The sequence below is a fragment of the Bradyrhizobium erythrophlei genome, from assembly GCF_900129425.1.
GTDB classification, from domain to species: Bacteria; Pseudomonadota; Alphaproteobacteria; order Rhizobiales; family Xanthobacteraceae; genus Bradyrhizobium; species Bradyrhizobium erythrophlei_C.
In genome coordinates this window covers 8,375,264-8,395,639 of sequence record NZ_LT670817.1, presented here as the reverse complement: position 1 = coordinate 8,395,639, position 20,376 = coordinate 8,375,264, and the positions used below count along the sequence as shown (strand labels likewise).

The window sequence follows — 20,376 nt, the reverse complement described above, 5'->3', positions numbered from 1 at the left end:
CCTGATCATAAGCCTGCCTCGCGGCCGCGCAAGCCCATGCCGAAACGATATTCGGCCCTCGATTGGTCCTGAGGCTGGAATTCCCAGGGCGATACAGGCGGCAAGGGATGGGTCCGGGATGACGAATGCGCCTTCCGGCTGCGCGAGGCTCAGTTGAGAAAAAGCAGCGGCAACAATGACCATGATTCCTAAAACCAGCTTGCGCATTTCGTAACCGCCCCCGACATCTCTTTTTCCCAGTCTTGCCCGACCCGCGGCTTTCCCGGCATCACCGCTCGTCCGCATGCCGATTGACGCGAATAATGCGAAAAGGCTGGAACGGTGCAGAGAATTTGCGTGAGGTCGGCGTGAAGGTGCTGCTGCACCGCAGCGCCGCGCCTTGATCAAGGAAAAGCGCGATGCCTGATGAAATCCACAACTCAACCGGCCGATTTGACATCGCTGCCATCGCCAAATCGCTGCCGGAAACGGCGACGACATTGCTGGTCGACAAATACCTCACCGACCGTGAGCAGGCGAGCGCGCGGGTGTTTCGGGTGTACCGGCCCACCCCGCCGCATTATCACGCCACCTGCGACGAATATCTCTATGTAGTGTGCGGCCGTGGCACGTTCTGGATGAAAGACCCCGCGACAAAGGCAGAGTTCGCACCGGGGGAGCTCTTGTTTTTCGAGCGCGGCACCGTTCATGCGATGCCGGATTTGTTCGAGCAGCCCGTCGTCTTTCTCTCTATCGATACGCCGCGACGAGAACCCACCGATATCATATTTGTCGATCCGCGCGACGGATCCCCGGAAACCTTCATGGCGCGCAACGCCGAACCTCGGTAGCCGTCCAGGCTGACCGAAGGGATCCCCGCGGGGCACAGCCCTGCGCCGGGATATGCCGGAGATCGCGGACTTGCCGGCCTGACCAGCGCCGAACGGCGGTGGGTCCAACGTGCGGGTCTCGCCCTGCAACGCTTTCTCGCATGCAACGCTTTGCAACCCTTTTTGCGCGGCAAGCCCTTGAAGTCGGCCGCGAACTCTGCGTTGTGGAGAAAAAGTCCGGGAAGGGAAGCTGATGCGCGCTTTGAGACTGTGTTTTGGTCTGGTTTTGATCCTGGTCCTGCCTGCCGCGGCCTTTGCGCAAGACAACTACCCGTCCCGCCCGGTGCGGATCGTCGTCGGCTTCGGTCCTGGTTCGGCGGCCGACCTCACGGCCCGGATTTTGGCGCAGCGACTGTCCCAGACGATGGGCCAGCAGTTTTTCATCGAGAACAAGCCCGGCGGCGGAAGCACGGTGGCGGCCGAACAGGTCGTTCGCGGCCCGAAGGACGGCTACACGCTGTTCATGGGCACGGTGGCGAATGTCATCAACGCGGTGCTGCAGCCGGATCTCGCGTTCGACTTCGCCAGGGATTTCGCCCCCATCGTCTACGCGACGTCGTCGCCCAACATCCTGGTGGTGCATCCTTCCACCGGCGTGCACGACGTGAGGGAGTTGATAGCTTTCGCCAAGGCAAACCCCGGCAAGGTGTTTTATGGCTCATCCGGCGTCGGCACATCGCCGCATCTGTCGGGCGAGCTGTTCAACATGCTGGCGGGGACCAAGATGGTGCATGTCCCCTATTCCGGCAGCGCGCAGGCGGTGACCGATCTGATTGCCGGTCGCACCCAGGTGATGTTTTCTCCGGCTTCGACGGTGCTGCAGTATGTGGCATCGGGGCAGCTCACGGCGCTGGCGTCCTCGGAGCGCGAACGCGCCTCCGCCGCTCCCGATCTTCCGACCGTCGCCGAATCGGGTCTGCCCGGATTCGATACCAGCGTCTGGTTCGGCCTGATGGCTCCCGCCGGCACATCGCACGAAATCACCGAAAAACTCGCGCGCGCGATCGACGAGGCGCTGAAGAACGACGACGTCGTAAAATCGCTGCACACCGCGGGGCTCGACATCAAGGGCGGGACACCGGAGGCGTTCGGCGCGTTTGTTGCGTCGGAAACCAAAAAATGGAATGACGTCGTCGTGGCCGCGGGCCTTCGCAAGTAACGACGAAGCATACGGGAAATCTGACATGGCAAAACTGCGCGCGGTCGAATGCCGCGAGTTCATCAAGGCGGCAATCGAGAAGGCGGACCAGATGGGGGTCCCGGTATCGATCGCCATCGTCGGCCCCGAGGGCCACCTGATCGCGCTCGAGCGGATGGATGATGCAGGTTTTGTGACGCCGGAAACTGCGTGGGCCAAGGCTTACACCGTCGCCGCCTTTCGCTCGATGTCGCCGCGTTTTCCCGACGGCCTCGTCATCCAGCAATGGTTCAAGGAACGCAATCCGCAACTGATGATCGCCATGGCAGTGATGTCGAACGGTCGCGTCGCGGCCTCCGGCGGAGCGGCGCCTGTCTTCAAGGGCAACGAGATGGTCGGCTGCTACGGCATCAGCGGCGCGACCTCGGATCAGGATGAAGTGATCGGTCAATATGCGCGCGGCAAGGCCGGATGGGCGCATCTGCCCGCGGACGACACCACGCCGCCCGAGGTCAAGCAGCACATCAACGAGTTGTATGCGAAGGCTGGAATCAAGGATCGCGAGCTTTAAAGCGTGATGAGTTGAAGTTAGATTGAGCTGTAGCGGAAACTTTACCTCTCCCATAGGGAGAGGTCGGCGCGTAGCGCCGGGTGAGGGGTTGCGGTCTATCGTTGGTGCAGCACCCCCTCACCCGATTTGCGGAGTTCATCATCGGGCGGCGCTTCGCGCCGACCCGTTGGCAAATCGACCTCTCCCCGCTGGGGAGAGGTGAAGGGCACCGATTCAACTTAAAGCCATCTTGCTCTCGTTTCCGGTGCGCTCGCCGGCGCGACTGGAGTTTCGGCCGGGCGGGGGCTTTCCCGACAGCGGCCGGTTGCCCTGCTTTCGGCCATGTTCCGCGTGAGATTGCGGCTCCGGCGGCCTGGGCCCCGCCGTCGACGGTGACCTCATGACCTCAAACATCGAACCATTGGCCCGCGAGATGGCCGAGCGGATTTGCCGCCGTGGCGGCATGCCCGAGGCCGATATTCCGCGCTGGGTCGATCTGCATTGGCCATGCGCCGCCGCGATGCTGGAGGCGGGCGTAATGGATGAAGGCGGCCAGTGGGTCTCGGATAAAGACATTCGCTTGGGAATGGAGGCTTATCGCGAGCGGCTGCGGGGACCGACGTGAGGTGAGATAAGCGTTGCCGCCACCCCGATTGTCCCGCGGAGCGCACGCTGTAAACTACCTCTCAAGGAAATTGCGCCTCAGAGAGAATCGTCGATGCGTCCGCTCGAATTCGGCTGGTATCTGCCCACGCATGGCGACACCACGGCCTATGGTGTAATGGAAGCCCAGGTGGCGGGATCGCCCGAACTATGCGACCGCGTCGTGCAGGCCGCGGAGAAGGCGAGCTTCGAATATCTGCTGATCCCGGTGGGCTCGACCTGCTGGGAGGCCTGGATATCAGGCGCGTTCATGGCGGCGCGTTCGGCGACGATCAAGCCGCTGATCGCGGCCCGGTCCGGCTACATCAACCCGGTGCTGCTGGCGAAGATGATCTCGACCTTCGACCAGATGTCGGGCGGGCGCATCTGCATCAACCTGATCGCGGGCCAGAACGAAAGCGAGGTCGAAGGCGAGGGCGTGCGCTATGCCAAGGAAGAACGCTACGCGCTGATGGAGGAGGAGGTTTCGATCCTCAAGGCGCTGTGGACCACGCACGGCCCGCTGAATTTCCAGGGCAAGTTTCACACGCGCATATCCGGCCGCGGCCGCTGCAGCAGCCGTTTCCGAAATTCTATCTCGGCGGCGGCTCGCGTCAGGCCTGGGAAATATCGGCGAAGCACTCCGACGTGCACCTGTTCTGGGGCGACCTGCCGGAACGGATCGCGGCGAACATCGCCGAGATCAGGGGCATGGCGAAGGCGCATGGCCGCGAAAACGACATCGGCTTTGGCATGCGCCTGCAGGTGATCTGCCGCGAGAATGAAAAGGACGCCTGGGAAGCCGCCGACATCCTGGTGCGCAACGCGACCGAGCGGCAGAAGCAGGAGATCAAGACGCTCTACAACAACTCGGCGGCCAACCAGCGGGTGCAACAGCTCGCCCGCGAGCACGGCGATCTCCTGCTGCCGCATCTGTGGACCGGCATCACCCGGGTGCGACCCGGCGCCGGAATCGCCGTCGTCGGCAATCCCTCGCAATGCGCCGACACCCTGCAGCAATTCATCGATGCCGGCTGCCATTCGTTCTGCCTGTCCGGCTATCTGCACGACGAGGAGGCCGAGCGCTTCGGACGGCTGATCCGCCCCATCCTCGCCGAGAACAATCGCGGCCGGCTGGCGGCGTGAAAGTCAGGCCACCGCCGCCGTGGTATCGGCGCGCGCGCCGAACAGCTGCCGCACCTCCGCCCCGGGCCTGGCGGCGCTGAACAGGTAGCCCTGCATCTGGGTGCAGCCCAGCCTGCCAAGCATTTCCTTTTGCTCAAGCGTTTCGACGCCTTCGGCTGTTGTCGTCATGTTGCGCGCGGCGGCGATGTTGACCACCGCCTGCACGATCGCCGATGATCCGCCGGTTTCCGCGACGTCGCTGATGAAACAACGGTCGATCTTGATCTTGTCGAACGGGAAGCGCTTCAGATAGCTCAGCGAGGAATAGCCGGTGCCGAAATCGTCCAGCGCGATACGGACCCCGACGGCGCGGAGTTGATGCAGGATGGCAAGTGCGGCCTCGTCGTCGCGGATCAGTACTGCCTCGGTGATTTCGAGTTCCAGCCGGCTCGCGGCCAGACCGGAGGCCGCCAGCGCGCCGGCAATCTTCAGCGCCAGCGTCTGGCATTTGAGCTGAACCGGGGAGACGTTGACGGCGAGCCGGATATGGCTCGGCCAGGTCGCGGCCTCGGCGCAGGCGGTTCTCAGCACCCATTCGCCGAGTTCGTTGATCAGGCCGGTGTCTTCCGCCACCGGGATGAATTCGGCAGGGGAAATCATGCCGCGTTCGGGATGGCGCCAGCGCAGCAGGGCTTCGCAGCCGGTCACCTGGTCGCTCCGAAGATCGACCAGCGGCTGGTAGTGGATTTCGAAGCCGCCGTCGACCAGCGCCTGGCGCAGATCCTGCTCCAGCGCAAGCCGGGCCTTGGCGCTGGCATCCATGGCCGGCTCGAAGAAGCGATGGGTCCGGCGTCCGTCGGCCTTGGCGCCATACATCGCCAGATCGGCGTTCTTGATGAGCTGGTCCAGATCGGTGCCGTCCTGTGGCGCCAATGCGATGCCGATGCTGGCATCGGTCGAGAGCTGGTGACCGAGGCATTGATAGGGTTGCCGAATCGCCTCGTGAATCCGGGTCACGAATTCCACGACGTCGGCGGCGTTCGCGACGGCCGTCTGAATGACCGCAAACTCGTCGCCACCCAGCCGCGCGATCAGATCGTTGTCCGAAATACAGCTTCTGATGCGGGACGCCACGGCCTTCAGCAATTCATCGCCGACATGATGCCCGAGCGAATCGTTGATGCCCTTGAACTCGTCGATATCGATATAAAGCAGGGCGAACTGCTCGCCGCGGCTGGTTCGCTGCAGCTCGCGTTCGATCTGTTCGCGGAACAGCACCCGGTTCGGCAGGTCGGTCAGCGCGTCGTAATGCGCAAGGTGCGCGATCTTCTCGTCGGCGCGCCGGCGATCGGTGACGTCGTCGACGACGTTGATGATATAGCTGGTTTCACCGGCCTGATCCGGAATTCCGATCCGCCTTGAAGTGATATAGCGACGCCCCAGATGGCTTTGCCACGGGCGCTCGTCGAGAAACAGGCCGTGAGCGGATCGCAAGGCTTTTTCGTCGTCGGCTGCGATCGCGTCGGCGGACGACTTCGGAAACAAATCGTAGGCTGTCTTGCCGACGATGGCATCGCGCGACACGCCGAATTGAGTCTCCGCCACCCGGTTGACCAGGACGTAGCGGTGGTCGCGTACGTCCTTGACGGTGATCTGCGTCGGGATGTGATCGATGATCTGGCGCAGGAAGGCATAGTTGCGATCGCGTTCCTGTTCGAGGTTTCGGCGCTCTGTGATATCTTCGATCGTGGCAACCCAGCCGCCATCCGCCAGCGGCTTGTTGACGATCTGGACTGTACGTCCGTCCGCGGCTTTCAGGGTACTGTGGGTGACCTTGCCCTGAGAAACGTTTCGCAGAACGGTTGAACAAAATTCGTCGACGTCGCCGCCGAAGCTCCCTGTCTCCCTGCGATGCCGGATCAGGTCGCGGAAATGGCAACCCGGCTTTGCCACCTCCGTCGACAGACGATACATATCGATGTAGCGCTGGTTGCAAAGGACGACGCGGGCCGATGCGTCATACAGCACGAGGCCCTGCGTCATATTGTTCAGGGCAGTGTCGAGCCGGTGCTTTTCCGTTTCCAGCCGCCGCTGGGATTCCTGATTTTGCCGGGTCATCTGCCGGATGATCAGGAACAGGATGAAGGCGATCGCCAGCGCGGACAGAACGGCGGCAACGACCATGAATCTGGTTTGCGCGCGCCAGTCGGCCAGCGCGGCGGAGACGGTCATGGTCGCGACCACCACGACCGGGAAACGGCTCAGGGGCGCTGCCGAACCGAGCCGGTCCTGATCGTCCACGGGGCTTCGGACGCGCAGTGTCTGACGGCCTCCCCGGGTCAGGACAGTATGCAGCAGCGGAGCCGATTTGAATTGTTGCCCGATCATCGATTCGGTATGAGGGTAACGCGCCAGCATCGTTCCATCGCGATGGAACATGGAAATCGCGGCGCCCTCCCCGAGTGCGACAGAAGCGAAGAAGTTTTCAAAAACGACGGGGTCGATCCGCCGCGCCATGACGCCGAGAAAGTCGCCATTCGGCGCGGTCAGTCCATGGGCGAAAATGGTGGTCCAGCCGTCGGTGAAAACGCTGCGAACCGATTCGGTCACCACCGTTGCCGATTGCGGGTTCGATTTGAGGGTTTTGAAATATTCCCGGTCGGCAACGCCAAGCGCCGGAAGCGGCCACGCTCCGGATGAGTTGATCAACTTCCCTTCCGAGTCGAAGATCATGACGTCGCCGATGTAAGACAGGCCGCTGACCTTGGATTTCAACATCAGATGCGCGTCGAGAGTCGACATCCGGCTCTTGAAAATCTCCGGCGAAGCAATTTTCGAAAATTGCATCTGGGAGATGAAGTCATTCGCCATGATATCGGTGTCTTCGAACAGCTGGTCGAAGTGGCGGGTGAGCAGCAGCACGGTGTTTTCGAGTTCGCGCTCGCTGTTGCTCAGCGCGCGCTCGCGAAATTCGCTGACCATGACCACCGTGCCGATGATGATCGCCGCGACCAGCAGGGCGCCGCTGAGGATGAGCCAGAGCACCGGCCCTCGCCGAAACGAGGCCACAAGATGACGCGACCCGATCGCCGCCGTTCTACGCGATCCGAATGCATCCCACATGCTGGAAATCAATCTTGGCATTCCCCGACTCCCCGGGGGACATGCATACGATGCACAAATGGCCTGCCGGTTAGGAAATCCGGTTACTTAAGGCTTAACGGCCAGTACCGTAGCGCCGGGTTGATCGCCTCCGGGCCTTTGTTTCACCGCCGCAGCCGGCATGCTAGCGTGACCCCGAAAACGCGCTCAAAACTGCGCATCTCCGGGGGAGGCGACGAGTTATGGCTGACACTTCCGGTGCTTCGGACGCCGGGCTGGCGGGCGCGCGCAAGGCCTGGCCGGTGTTCCGTTCGCTGACCGGCTATCGCCTTCAATTTTTCACGCACGATCTGTTCGCCGGCCTCACCCTTGCCGCCATCGCCATTCCCGAGCAGATGGCGACCGCGCGGCTCGGCGGCTTTGCTCCGGCGATCGGCTTTTTTGCCTTTCTGGCGGGGTCGGTGGCGTTCGCCGCGTTCGGAAGCAATCGCTTCCTGTCATGCGGCGCGGATTCGACCATCACGCCGATCTTTGCCGGCGGGCTTGCGATGCTGGCCGCGTCCGGCTCCCCGGAATATCAGCTGCTGGCGGCGGCACTGGCGCTGATGGTCGGGCTTTTGCTGCTCGCGGCCGGAATTTTCCGCCTCGGCTGGATCGCGGATCTGCTCTCGATTCCCGTGACAACAGGCTTTCTCGCCGGCATCTCCGTGCACATCTTCATTTCGCAATTGCCTGGCATCCTCGGGCTTCCCTCGCCGGATGGCCCGATGCTGCAACGCCTGGCGGTCCTCGCCACCCATCTCGGCCAGACAAACCCGTTCACACTTGCGATCGGCCTCGGGGTTTTGGGAACCATCGCCCTGTCGGAGCGGATCGACGCGCGGATTCCCGGGGCATTGATCGGGCTTGCTGCGGCGAGCGTGGCCGTGCTGTGGCTCGGGCTTGAAAGCCGCGGCGTCAGCGTTCTCGGCGCGATCTCCGTTGCGCCGCCATCGTTTGCGATCCCGGTTATCTCGGCCGGTCGGCTGGCGAGCCTGCTGTCGCTCAGTCTCATCGTCTCGGTCGTCATCATGGTGCAGACGGCGGCGACCACGCGGTCCTTTCTGTCGGATCCCGACCAGCCGCCGGATGTCGATCGCGACTTCGTCGGCGTCGGGGTCGGCAGTATCCTGTCCGGGCTGATCGGCGCATTTCCGGTCGATGCCAGCCCGCCGCGCACGGGGGTGGTTTCCGAAACCGGCGGGCGATCCCAGATCGCCGGCCTCGCCGCCGTGGTAATCATCTTTGTGTTGCTGGCGTTCGGCGCGTCGCTGCTCAGCCGAATTCCAAACGCGGCGCTCGGCGGCGTGCTGCTGTTCGTCGCCTTGCGGATCGTTCGCGTCGGCCAGATCGTCGCGATCGCCAGACAATCGTTCGGCGAATTCCTGCTGATCGCCGCGACCGCAGCGGCGATCATCATACTGCCGATCGAGCAAGGCGTCGGTATCGGCATCGCGCTGTCGCTGCTGTACGGCATCTGGAGCACGACCCGTGCCCGCGTGCTGGTCTACGAACGCGTGTCCGGAACTTCGATCTGGTGGCCGTCGAGCCACAATATCCCGGGCGAGCGCGAGCCGAACGTCATTGTCGCTGGATTTCAGGCGCCGTTGTCGTTTCTCAACGCCTATCATTTCCGGCGCGACATCCTGACCGCCTTGCAGGCCTCGCCGCAGCGGGTGCGGCTGATCGTTCTGGAGGCGACGGGTATTGTCGAGATCGACTTCACCGCGGCGCAGGTCCTGGCCGATCTTATTCGCAAGTGTCACGCCGACGGCATCGATTTCGCCGTCGCCCGTCTCGAATCGATCCGCGCCCAGGACGCGATGGCGCGGTTCGGCATTGACGATCTGTTGGGACCGGCGCGCTCGTTCCAAAGCGTCGAGGAAGCCATTCAGGCGCTCCGCAAAAAAGCTCAGGCCGGCAACCAAAGGCGTCCGGTCGGCCCTCAATCCAGTTGAAAGTTTACCCTCAGCGGCTTGCTTAAGGCCGCGACAACATACTTCATCCAGGGAAATCCCATGAGTGTAATGCATCCGCTGGCGCGAGCCGCGTTCCTGCTCTTTGCATTAATAAGTCCGAAAGCCTGGGCGGCAGACGAAGCTGCACCCAATGAACGGCCGGTGAAAGAAGTTGCCGACTCGCGAATTCCGGTTGGCACCCAGGGCAGCTTGCCGGTGTACGTCTCCGCCGACTGGACCAGCCCGTTGCCGGATATAACCCGCGCGGTTCTGGTTCTGCACGGACGGCTTCGCAATGCCGATGTTTATTTCAAATCCGCCAAAACCGCGCAGGCCGCGGCCGGCGAAGCCGGCAAAACCACGATCATGATCGTCCCGCAATTTCTGGCCGGGATCGATGTGGATGCCTACCACCTTCCAGCTGATACCCTGCGATGGACCCTTGAGGGCTGGGAAGGCGGCGATCCTGCGGTCGCACCGACGCCGGCGAGTTCGTTCGAGGCCCTCGATGCCATTCTGGCCAGATTGGCGGATCGGCGCCTGTTCCCCAACCTCAGACAGGTCGTGGTGGCGGGTCATTCCGGCGGAGCGCAGGTCGTGCAACGCTACGCGATCGCCGGAAAAGGAGAGGTGTCGCTGACGCGGCAGGGAGTCGGCGTGCGCTATGTGGTCGCCAATCCATCGTCGTATGCGTATTTCAGCGCCGAAAGACCGGAACCATCGATTGCAGCGAGCTGCCCCGACTACAACCACTGGAAATACGGCATGGAGGCACGCCCCGATTACCTGGCTGGTCCGACCATCGCCGCCCTGGAAAAGGTCTATGTGGCGCGAAGGGTAATCTATTTATTGGGAACACTGGACACCAACCCGGATCATCCCGCCCTCGACAAGAGCTGCATGGCGGAGGCCGAGGGTCCCTACCGGTATGCGCGCGGTCACGCCTATGCGGCCACGATGCAGTCGCGCGACGCCGGCACGCCGAACCACAGCCTATGGGACGTGCAGGGTGTCGGGCACGACGGCGACAAGATGTTGACCTCGCCTTGCGGCCTCAAGGCTCTGTTCGACCTGCCGGGATGCGAGGTCGGCCATTGATCGACCGGCGCCAGGGCTTACGCCGGCACGATCACCTTGCCGATCGGCCACAGCGCGATCCCGGCGAGTTTGAGGTGGGCCCAGGCGAAGGGGATGCCGATGATGGTCACGGCCAGCACAATCGCGGTGATCAGATGCCCGAGCGCCAGCCACCAGCCGGCAAGCACGAACCAGATCACGTTGCCGACCAGGCCGAGCGGTCCGGTGCCGATGTCGGGCTGGCCAGTAAGGCTGTCACGGCGCACGGCCTTCTGCCCGAACGGCAGCAATGTATAGGCGGCGATGTTGAAGGCGGCTCTCGCCCAGGGCAGGCCGATAATGGTAATGGCCATGATCACGGCCGCGATCACCCAGCCGGCGGCCATGTATATTCCGCCAAAGAGAATCCAGAGGATGTTCAGCACTATCGAAACGGGCGGCATGCGATGGCTCTGCAAAATGAGTGACGCGTTCGCGCCGGGCGATATTCCCGATCCTATGCCGATGGACCGGACAATCAAACCGAATTGCGCCTAGTCCGAGATCAGGACCTCGCCCTCGATCTCCACCGGCATCCCGACGGTAGCTCGGCCATCCCCACTGCGCCGCGGGCATGGGCGCCGACTTCGGGGTCCAAACAGTTCAGCGACGAAAGGCAGCACCACGCCGGGCGGAGCCGCGAAGGCTGGCGGCGAACCACCTCTCCCCAGCGGGGAGAGGTCGATTTGCGCAGCAAATCGGGTGAGGGGGCGCTGCACTAACGAGAGACCGTAAACCCTCACCCGGCGCTACGCGCCGACCTCTCCCAAGGGAGAGGTAAAATTCCCGCTGCGTCGCAGCTCAATCTAACCTCATCTCATTACGCTTTAGGGCGACTTGCCCGGCACACTCCGCAACCGTCCGACGACCCCGGTCGGAAAGAAATAGACGCTGGCGATAAACAGCAGCCCGAGCCACAGCAGCCAGCGGTCCGGATGCAGCAGGCCCGGCAGCAGCGGCAGCCCGGCGTCGGCCGCGGCGTTGGAGGCCACCCCCATCAGCGCCTGCAGATAGTTCTGGGCCAGAATGAAGATCACAGCACCGATGATCGCGCCGTAAATCGTGCCCATGCCGCCGATCACCACCATCAGCAGAATGTCCAGCATGATGGAAAAACTCAGCGAGGTGTCCGGCCCGGCATAGCGCAGCCACAGCGCGTTCAGCATGCCGGCGCTGGCGGCGACCAGGGCCGCGATGCAGTTGGCATAGGTCAGATGAAACACGGTGCGAAAGCCGAGCGCCTCGGCGCGGAAACGATTCTCCCGGATCGCCTGCAGCACGCGGCCGAACGGCGAATTCACCACGCGCAACAGCGCCAGGATCATCAAGGCCGACGCGAAGAAGATCAGATAGTAGGTCAGTATCCGCCCGTTGATTTCAAAACCGAACCAGTCTTTCGAAATCAGCACCGTGCCCGGCCGCAACAGTTCCGGCAGTTGGAAGCTGCGGCCGTCCTCGCCGCCGGTCAGCCACGACAGTTGCGATGCCAGCACCAGAAAGGCGGAGGCCACCGCCAGCGTAATCATCGCAAAGAAGATCGCCTCGACCCGCAACGAGAACAGCCCGATCGCCAGCGCCAGCAGCATGGCGAGCGGCAGGCCGATGGCGACGCCGGAGGCGACCGCGGCCCAGCTCGGGCCCATGGAATAAAGCGCGATCGCGACCGAATAGCTGCCGATGCCGTAAAACATGGTATGCGCGAACGACACCGAGCCGGTGTAGCCGAGCAGCAGGTCATAAGAGGCCACCAACGCCGCAAAGATGCAGATCTTGGTGGCGACGTTCATCGCCTTGGCGCCGGGAAACACAAACGGCGCCACCGCCAGCGCCGCGATGATGACGACGAGGATGAGGCTGAGCACGCGGCTGCGCGGCGGGTCGCCTGACAGGATCATCATCGGCAAACCTTCATCGACTCGTCACCGCATAGAGCCCGCGCGGCCGCCACATCAGGATCGCGACCATCAGCAGGATGTTGGAGACCAGCGCCAGTTTCGGCACCAGGAAGCCGCCGTAGTTGGCGACCATCGCGACCAGCAGCGCGCCAATGAAGCAGCCGCCGATCGAGCCGAGGCCGCCGATGATCACGACGATGAACACCAGTACCGTGAGATCGTTGCCCATCGAGGCGTGCACCTGCTCGCGATACAGCGCCCACATCACCCCGCCGAGACCGGCGAGACCGGAGCCGACCATGAACACGCCGAGGAACAGCCGCCGGATCCGGTAGCCGAGCGCCTCCACCATCTCGCGGTTTTCCACGCCGGCGCGGATCAGAAGCCCCATCTTGGTCCGGTTCAGCACCAGTTGAATGCCCGCGAATACGATCAGCCCGACCAGCATCGCCAGCAGGCGGTATTTCGCGATCGCGATGTCGCCGATGATGAACGAGCCGCGCAACGAGGTCGGCAGCGGCAATGGAATGATCTGCGGCCCCCACAGCGCATACAGCGCCTGCTCGGCGACGATCAATCCGCCGGTTGTCATCAGAATTTGCTTGAGGTGCTGGCCGTAGACCGGAAGGATCAGCACGCGCTCGACCACAAGTCCGAGCGCGCCGGAGACCGCCATCGACAGCAGTGCCGCCGGCGCCAGCACCGCCAGATTAAGCCACAGTGAATCGGCCTGCACGTAAGGTGCCAGCGGCAGCAGCACCAGGGTCGCGACATAGGCGCCGACCGAGATGAAGGCGCCGTGGCCGAAATTGAGCACGTCCATCAGCCCGAACACCAGCGTCAGGCCGGACGCCATGATGAAGATCATCATGCCCATCGCGAAGCTCGCCACCGTCAGCGTCACCCAGGAACTGCCCGATCCGATCAGCGGCAGCATCGCGAGCGCGAGGATCACCGGCAGCAGCATCGGCAGGATATCCCGCTTCGGCTTGGGCAGCGCGGCTGATGCGGCAAGATCGGTCACTGATGCGCCTCCAAGCTGAGCCCGAGCAGCCGTTCCTGCAGCGCGACGTCGGACGCCAGCGCCGCCATGTCGCCGCGATGGACGATCTTGCCGTTGTCCATCACCAGCACGGTGTCGCCGAGTTCCTGCGCGGCGCGGAAATTCTGCTCGACCAGCAAAATGGTGGCGCCGCGGCGTTTGACCTCGGCAAAACATTCGATCAGCGCCACCACGATCGCCGGCGCCAGCCCCTTGGTCGGCTCGTCGATCAAAAGCAATTTGCGCGGTTCGACGATGGCTCGCGCGATCGACAGCATCTGCTTCTGTCCGCCCGACAACGCTCCGGCGCGCGACAGCCAGAAACGCCGCAGTGCCGGGAAGAATCCGAAGATCCATTCCAGCCTCGCATCGTCGAGCGGCCCGTCGCGCGCCGCCAGCACCAGGTTTTCCTTCACCGTCAGGTCCGAAAACACCGCCATGCTTTCGGGAACATAACCGACGCCGAGCCGCGCGATGTCAGGCGTCGCGCGCTGCTCGATGCGGTGCCCGGCCAGCGATATCTGCCCCGCGGAGGCCTGCCACAGCCCCATGATGGTTCGCAGCGTCGTGGTTTTGCCGGCGCCGTTGCGGCCCAGCAGCATCGTGGTCTGGCCGGCGGCCACGCTGAAATCGACGCCCTGCAGAATGTGATAACGCCCGATGTGGGTATGTACGCCGGCGAGAGTGAGAAGGTCGCTCATGCCGCGCTCTTTCCGGGCGCGATGCCGAGATAGGCTTCCTGCACGATCGGCGAGGCGATCACCTCGGCCGGCTTGCCGTCGGCGACCAGCTGGCCATTGTGCAGCACGATGATGCGGTCGGCCAGCGAACGCACCACGTCCATCTTGTGCTCGACCAGGAGGATGATCTTGCTGGAATCCTGCTTGAGCTGCGCGATCAGGTTGAGCACGACGGGGACTTCGTCGATGCTCATGCCGGCGGTAGGCTCGTCGAACATGAACACCTTGGGCTCGAGCGCCATCATCAGGGCGACTTCGAGCTTGCGCTGGTCGCCATGGGACAGCACCGTCGCCGCCACGTTCCGCCGGGCGCCGAGCGCGACCTTGTCGAGAATGGCGTCGGCCCGCGCGATCAGGTCCTTGCGCGTCATCCACGGCCGCAGCATGTCGTAGTGTACGCCGCTGGCCGATTGCACCGCGAGGCGGACATTTTCTTCCACGCTGAGGTTCGGAAACAGATTGGTAAGCTGGAAGGCGCGGCCGAGCCCGGCGCGGGTGCGCAGCGGCGCGGACAGCCGGGTGATATCGGCGCCGTCGAAGTGGATGCTGCCCTCGGTCGGACGCAGCTGTCCCGAGATCAGGTTGAAATAGGTGGTCTTGCCGGCGCCGTTGGGGCCGACAATGGCGGTCAGCTCGCCCGGCCGGAAGCTGCAGCTGACACGGTTGACCGCGAAGTGCCCGCCGAAGCGAATGGTCAGATCGCGGGTTTCGAGGGTTGTCATTGAGCCGTCGTCAGGATGTCTGGTCAAATCGCAAGCGCTTTCCACGTACTCTGTCGTCATGCGCGGGCTTGATCCGCGCATCCATCCCCTTCCAAAAAAGGCCTTGTCTGGAAGCAGGATGGATTGCCGGGTCAAGCCCGGCAATGACGAAATCGCAACGCCGAAGGCGCGAGGAACGGTAACGTCAGCGCTTGTTGCGGATCGGGATGTTCATGTCCTCGATCTTGAGTTCGCGAACCGGTTCGTTCACCGCCCAGGCGAGGTTCGGATCGACCTTGACCCTGAAGTGATACATGCTCTGCAGCGCCTGATGGTCCTCCTTGCGGAAGATCATCTTGCCCTTCGGCGTATCGAACTCCATGCCTTCCATCGCGGCGATCAGCTTCTCGGTGTCGGTCGATTTCGCCTTGGTGACGGCAGCAACCGCGGCCATCGCCACGGAGAAGCCGCCGGCGGTGAAGAAATCCGGCGGTGCGTTGAAGCGCTTCTGATGCTCCGACACCAGCCAGTCGTTCACCGGGTTCTTAGGAATGTCGTAGTAGTAATAGGTCGCGCCTTCCATGCCCGGCAGCCGCTTGTAGGCGGCGAGCGCCGGCAGGATGTTGCCGCCGGTCGAAAGCTCGATGCCGTAACGCTTCGGGTCCATATCCTGCAGCTTGGTCAGGGGATCGCCGCCGCCCGCCCAGATCACCCAGATGATCTTGCGTCCCGGCTTGTCCTTCAGCGCGTCGAACAGGCGCTGGCCGGCCGCGGTGAAATCGGTCGTAGTGGTCGGCACGTATTCCTCGTCGGCGAGCGTCGCGCCGGTCTTGGCCAGCGCCTCCTTGAAGGCGGCGACGCCGTCACGGCCGAACGCATAGTCCTGCGCCAGCGTCGCGATGGTGACGCCCGGCTTGCCGATCGCCACCGCGTTGGCGATCGCATCCTGGGAGGAATTGCGCGCGGTGCGGAAGATGTATCGATTCCACTTTTCGCCGGTAATCTGATCCGCGACGGCGGGCTCGACGATCAGGATCTTCTTGTTTTCCTCGGCGACCGGAAGGTCGGCCAGCGCCGCGGCCGACGATGTGGTGCCGATCGCGATATCGGCCTTGTCGTCCTGATAGGCCTCCGCGAGGGCGGCCTTGGAGAGATCCGGCTTGCTCTGGTCGTCCTTGGTGATGATGACGATCTTGCGCCCGTCGAGCATCATGGTGCCCTTGGTGGCATATTCCAGTCCCATCCGCAGACCGGTTTCAGTTTGCTTGGCATAGGCCTCCAGCGGCCCGGTTTTGCCGTAGATCAAGGCGATCTTCAGATCGTCCGCATGCGCTGCGGCGGTCCCCAGCAAAGCCACGGCAATCCCGTGAACGATCAATGATTTTCGCACAGCTACTCTCCCCCTGGGTTTCTTCCGGTTAGGCGATCTGCCGGCCACTGATAGGGTGCGGGCTCCCCCCGGGTCAAGGCGGCATTGTCGCCGCGGCCTTCGCGCGCCGGCCCGCGACCCCCCCATTGATCCCATCCTTCATCAGAATAGTCTTGAGAATAGTCTTGGAACGCGGCCGAAAGAGCCGGTGCGGAGGAAGTCCGCGCTATCAGGGAGAGAAACCATGAAACATCTGTTGGCCGCCTTTGGTCTGGCGGCTCTGGTCGCGATGCCGCAGGCCGGCCGCGCCGAGGACATCACCCGCTTCGCGCCATTAAAAGCCGACGAGCTGACGCCGGCGCAAAAGGCATGGGCCGAGATGATCGCCCCGCCGCCGCGCAACGCGAAAATCACCAACCCTCCCTACCGCGCCTATGTCCGCAATCCCGATCTGGCGCCGCGGCTGTCGGCCCTGTCGGATTACCTGCGCTGGCACACCTCGCTGCCGCCGCGCCTCAGCGAACTCGCGATATTGATCACCGCGCGGCAATGGACCGCGCAGTATGAATGGTTCGCGCATTATCCGCTCGCGCTCAAGGCCGGTCTCGATCCCGCCGTCCTGAGCGCCATCTCGGCCGGCAAGCGCCCTGAAAACATGAAGGACGACGAGGCCGCGCTGTACGATCTTGCCATGGCGCTGTACCGCGACAAGCAGGTGCCGGACGCGGTCTATGGCGCCGCGCGCGAAAAATTCGGCGAACGCGGCATCATGGATATCATCGGCATCATCGGTTACTACGATCTGGTCTCGATGACGCTGATCACCATGCAGGCCGGCGCGCCGAACGACAGCGTGGCGCCGCTGCCGGCGTTGTCGAAATAGACGCTATCGGTATCAATACGCGCTGACCGCCGCGCGTGCGCCGGTCAGCGGCGATAGCGCTCGCCGCGGGAATAGGCCGGACGGTTTTCCTGGGGCGGCCGGCTAGTCGGACCGACGCGCGCGTCGCTGAAGATCCGGACCGCCGGCTTGAGTTCCTCCAGGAAGATCGGCCTGGAAAAGTAGAAACCCTGCGCATGGCGGATTTTGGTGGCCGCCTGCAGATAGGCGAGTTCCTCGAAGGTTTCGATGCCTTCGGCAACCACCGTCATGCCGAGCGCCTCGCTGAGCGATTCGATCGCGCGCAAAATCCCCTGGCTGCGCGGGCGCTTGTGAATGTCGGTGATGAAGGACCGGTCGATCTTGATTTCGTCGGCGGTGATGTCGGCCAGCGCCGACAGCGACGAATAGCCGATGCCGAAATCATCGATCGAGATCCCGACGCCGAGTTGGCGGAAGATCGGCAGAATTTCGTCCTGGAAGTGGGTTTTGGCGACGAAGGCGTCCTCGGTCACCTCGATCATGAAACGTTTGGGAAATCCGGTTGCTTCAATCGCCTCTGCGAACGGGCGCATGAACTCCGGATTGCCGGCCTGCCTGGCCGCGACGTTGATGCTGATGGAGGTGTCGGGCCCGAAGGTCTCGTTGATCAGATCGATCGACTTGACGATCTCGGCCAGCACCAGATGCGTGAGTTCGTCGATCAGGCCCAATTCCACGGCGAGATTGATGAAGGTGCCGGGGGCCTGAATGACGCCCTCGTCGTCGCGCAGCCGGACCAGCGCCTCGATGCCCTTGATATCCTGAGTCCTGATGTCGACCTTGGGCTGGAAGGCACAGCAAAAGCGCTTTTCCAGAATGGCGAGCCGCAGCGATTGCTCGATTTTCATACGCGCCAGCGCCTCGCGCTCCATGCCGGCGTCGAAGAACGCCACCGCGCCCTTGCCGTCGTTCTTGACGCGGTACATCGCGATATCGGCGTTCTGGCGCAATACGTCGTAGCTGCGGCCGTGCTCGGGATACAGGCTCACCCCGATCGAAACGGAAGCGAATACTTCCGATCCATCGATGAAATACGGGGCGCTGAGCCGCGCCAGCACGGACTGGACGTATTCGGCCACCTCATGCTCGCTCTGAATCGGGTTGAGCAGCAGCAGGAATTCGTCGCCGCTGATCCGCGACAGCATGTCGGATTCGCGCAGGTCGCGTCCGAGCCGCTTGGCGACTTCGACCAGCAGCGCATCCCCGATCGCGTGGCCGTAATAGTCGTTGATGTGCTTAAAATTGTCGATGTCGAGAAACGCCAGCGCGAACCGCGTATGCGTTTCGTCGTGCTGCAGCAGGCTGTTGGCGCGATGTTCGATCACCCGCCGCATCGGCAGGCCGGTGAGTTCGTCATAATAGGCCGAGCGGAACAACTGATCCTCGACGGCCTTTTGCCCGCTGATGTCGACAGAACTCGAAAGCAGCAGATCGCGGTCCGCGATACGAACCGGGCGATGGGCGGTGAGGAAGACCTGTCTGACCGGGCCGCTGGTCACCAATTCCTCCGTTACAGCCGCGTGGCCGGCGTGGAGCACTGCCATGGCGGCATCGCGGCGATCGCTCAATTCTTTCGAAGCCGGCGCAGGTGGCCCGGCGGAGGCCATCCCAAGCTGCGCCGCCGCGGCATCGTTCACCAGCAGGAAGCGGCCTTGCTCGTCCTGGAGCGTCACGCCGTTCGGGAGCATCCTGAAAACGTCCCGCAGAATGTTCAGCTCGGTCTCGAGCGCGAAAGCGCCATCGCTGTCCATTGCGGCGGGCTGTAGCTCATGATTGTTGCGGCTTTGCATGACCGCCGACATTGCCGGGGTCTGTTGTAGGTTTGGTTAAATGGATCCGAGAAACATGCCGGGCCGCGGTGGCGCCATCCATTCGGATCGAAGCGCCGCGAGTTGTCATTAACAGAATGTCAACGGCCGCTTCAGAACTGTCCGGTACGCGACACCGGCGCGCGTTCGGCAACGCTTGCTGCCCACATTACCCTTGAAGGGGGCGGCCGCGCGCGACCGGCATCGCGGCATGAAAACGCTCAGCTCGGAGGGATGCGGCACTGCATGGTGCAATGAATCCCGGTTTTCAAAAAAGCGATCTCGGTCTTGCCATCGAAAGGCCCGAGCGCCGATTTCAGGAGCTTGGTCCCGAAGCCGGCTCGCCCGATCGCGCCGACCGGCGGACCTTCGGTCTCGTCCCAGGTAATATTGAGGCGATCGTCCGACACCGACCATGCCACCTGCAGCAGCCCGTGCGGGGAAGAAAACGCGCCGTATTTGCCGGCATTGGTGGCAAGCTCGTGAAACATCAACGCAAAGCTCACCGCCAGCTTCGCGGGTAGAAACAGCGGATTGCCGTTGAGGGTAAATCGGACATGACCGTAGGGCCCAAGCTCGGAGAGCAGGAGATCCTTGATGTCGCAACCGCTGCCATCGACCCGTGCGATCAGGTCGTCGGTCGCCGACAGCGCCCGTATCCGCTGATCGATGCTGGCCCAGATCAGCGGCTGATCGTACAGCACCTGGTGGAGAACGGCGTGGATGGTCGACGATTTGTTTTTCAGCCGGTGCTGAAGCTCGTCGACCACGAGCTTGCGGTACTCCTCCTCCTGGATCAGGCGTTTTGATATCTGTCGCTGATGCGCGGCGACCGATCGGAAATGCTCGATGCCCCAGATCGTGAGGCCGCATACGAGCAGAAAAATCGCCAGAAGCGCCAGCCTTGCGAAATCGGCCGACGCATCGCTGAAATTGACGGTCGCACCGAGCACCCCCCCGGCGACGGCCGTCGCAATCCCGACACGGAAGCCGCCGAACGCGGTGGCAAAGAACACCGCCGGAAAATACGGGGTGAAAAAGACGTCGGGCCGCATCAGCGAAAGCGACCATCGCGCCACGGTCGCCAGCGCGAGGCAGCAGGCCGCAAATCCAATGCTGAAAAGCGGCGATGGTAGGGCTGTCCCTTGCCAGCCCCGCCGAAACTCGTCGATCAATTTCCCCATAAGGTCACATCAACCGATCAGCTAATCCAAAATAAGGCGAGGATAACGAAGAATACGCGGTCCGGGAGTGTGGCCGGAACACGCCGTTCAACCCCGTGAATAAGCATGCAAGCAATCCGCCGCGTCATGGCCGGGCCCTGGCCATGACAGTCTTTCTTGCGGCAGCGTAGGAAGAC

16 protein-coding genes and 1 pseudogene are annotated in these 20,376 nt (G+C 63.0%); 8 read left to right on the top strand and 9 right to left on the bottom strand.

Features of this window, described 5'->3' with window-relative positions; translation table 11 throughout:
* Positions 1–398 precede the first annotated feature (398 nt).
* From B5527_RS39885 to B5527_RS47945, 5 genes and pseudogenes are all read left to right on the top strand, one after another.
* On the top strand, positions 399–830 hold the full coding sequence (locus tag B5527_RS39885; RefSeq protein WP_079606377.1) for a cupin domain-containing protein: 432 nt from the start codon (positions 399–401) through the stop codon (positions 828–830).
* A 232-nt stretch (positions 831–1,062) separates the two neighbouring features.
* Positions 1,063–2,028 (top strand): Bug family tripartite tricarboxylate transporter substrate binding protein, encoded by a 966-nt coding sequence (locus B5527_RS39880; RefSeq protein WP_079606376.1) that lies wholly within the window; start codon positions 1,063–1,065, stop codon positions 2,026–2,028.
* Positions 2,029–2,053: 25 nt separating this feature from the next.
* Complete coding sequence (locus tag B5527_RS39875) at positions 2,054–2,578, top strand: GlcG/HbpS family heme-binding protein (protein ID WP_079606375.1); 525 nt, start codon at positions 2,054–2,056, stop codon at positions 2,576–2,578.
* A gap of 379 nt (positions 2,579–2,957) precedes the next feature.
* Positions 2,958–3,182 (top strand): hypothetical protein, encoded by a 225-nt coding sequence (locus B5527_RS39870; protein WP_079606374.1) that lies wholly within the window; start codon positions 2,958–2,960, stop codon positions 3,180–3,182.
* 93 nt (positions 3,183–3,275) lie between these two features.
* Positions 3,276–4,345, top strand: a pseudogene (locus tag B5527_RS47945) (LLM class flavin-dependent oxidoreductase).
* Between the two features lie 3 nt (positions 4,346–4,348).
* Here the strand turns inward: B5527_RS47945 and B5527_RS39860 are convergent.
* The gene (locus tag B5527_RS39860; RefSeq protein ID WP_245332430.1) at positions 4,349–7,468 is read right to left on the bottom strand and encodes a bifunctional diguanylate cyclase/phosphodiesterase; all 3,120 of its coding nucleotides are present in this window, start codon (positions 7,466–7,468) and stop codon (positions 4,349–4,351) included.
* 200 nt (positions 7,469–7,668) lie between these two features.
* Here B5527_RS39860 and B5527_RS39855 point away from each other — a divergent pair, with 200 nt between their 5' ends.
* Together B5527_RS39855 and B5527_RS39850 are read left to right on the top strand one after the other, a co-directional pair.
* Complete coding sequence (locus tag B5527_RS39855) at positions 7,669–9,423, top strand: SulP family inorganic anion transporter (protein WP_079606372.1); 1,755 nt, start codon at positions 7,669–7,671, stop codon at positions 9,421–9,423.
* Between the two features lie 69 nt (positions 9,424–9,492).
* Positions 9,493–10,521: a hypothetical protein gene (locus B5527_RS39850; RefSeq protein WP_079606371.1), complete on the top strand. Its 1,029-nt coding sequence runs from the start codon at positions 9,493–9,495 to the stop codon at positions 10,519–10,521.
* Positions 10,522–10,538: 17 nt separating this feature from the next.
* Here the strand turns inward: B5527_RS39850 and B5527_RS39845 are convergent, their stop codons facing one another.
* From B5527_RS39845 to B5527_RS39820, 6 genes are all read right to left on the bottom strand, one after another.
* Positions 10,539–10,943 carry a YccF domain-containing protein gene (locus tag B5527_RS39845; protein ID WP_079606370.1) on the bottom strand — a complete coding sequence of 135 codons (405 nt, stop codon included), beginning with the start codon at positions 10,941–10,943 and terminating at the stop codon, positions 10,539–10,541.
* Positions 10,944–11,366: 423 nt separating this feature from the next.
* Positions 11,367–12,437 (bottom strand): branched-chain amino acid ABC transporter permease, encoded by a 1,071-nt coding sequence (locus B5527_RS39840; RefSeq protein WP_079606369.1) that lies wholly within the window; start codon positions 12,435–12,437, stop codon positions 11,367–11,369.
* Positions 12,438–12,447: 10 nt separating this feature from the next.
* A complete protein-coding gene (locus B5527_RS39835) occupies positions 12,448–13,458 on the bottom strand; it encodes a branched-chain amino acid ABC transporter permease (protein ID WP_079606368.1) in 1,011 nt (336 codons plus the stop codon).
* The gene (locus B5527_RS39830) at positions 13,455–14,177 is read right to left on the bottom strand and encodes an ABC transporter ATP-binding protein (protein WP_079606367.1); all 723 of its coding nucleotides are present in this window, start codon (positions 14,175–14,177) and stop codon (positions 13,455–13,457) included. The genes B5527_RS39835 and B5527_RS39830 overlap by 4 nt, the downstream gene beginning before the upstream one ends.
* Positions 14,174–14,938 carry an ABC transporter ATP-binding protein gene (locus B5527_RS39825; RefSeq protein WP_079606366.1) on the bottom strand — a complete coding sequence of 255 codons (765 nt, stop codon included), beginning with the start codon at positions 14,936–14,938 and terminating at the stop codon, positions 14,174–14,176. Before B5527_RS39825 ends, B5527_RS39830 begins: the two co-directional genes overlap by 4 nt.
* Positions 14,939–15,122: 184 nt before the next feature.
* Positions 15,123–16,307 (bottom strand): substrate-binding domain-containing protein, encoded by a 1,185-nt coding sequence (locus tag B5527_RS39820; protein ID WP_079606365.1) that lies wholly within the window; start codon positions 16,305–16,307, stop codon positions 15,123–15,125.
* Positions 16,308–16,530: 223 nt separating this feature from the next.
* On the opposite strand from B5527_RS39820, the gene B5527_RS39815 reads away from it, so the two are divergent.
* Positions 16,531–17,169, top strand: coding sequence for a carboxymuconolactone decarboxylase family protein (locus tag B5527_RS39815; RefSeq protein ID WP_154072780.1), 639 nt, complete (start codon positions 16,531–16,533; stop codon positions 17,167–17,169).
* Between the two features lie 44 nt (positions 17,170–17,213).
* On the opposite strand, the gene B5527_RS39810 is transcribed toward B5527_RS39815, so the two are convergent.
* Both B5527_RS39810 and B5527_RS39805 read right to left on the bottom strand, forming a co-directional pair.
* Positions 17,214–18,959, bottom strand: a complete 1,746-nt coding sequence (locus B5527_RS39810; RefSeq protein WP_079607868.1) for an EAL domain-containing protein — start codon at positions 18,957–18,959, stop codon at positions 17,214–17,216.
* Positions 18,960–19,237: 278 nt separating this feature from the next.
* A complete protein-coding gene (locus tag B5527_RS39805; RefSeq protein ID WP_079606364.1) occupies positions 19,238–20,200 on the bottom strand; it encodes a sensor histidine kinase in 963 nt (320 codons plus the stop codon).
* Positions 20,201–20,376 lie beyond the last annotated feature (176 nt).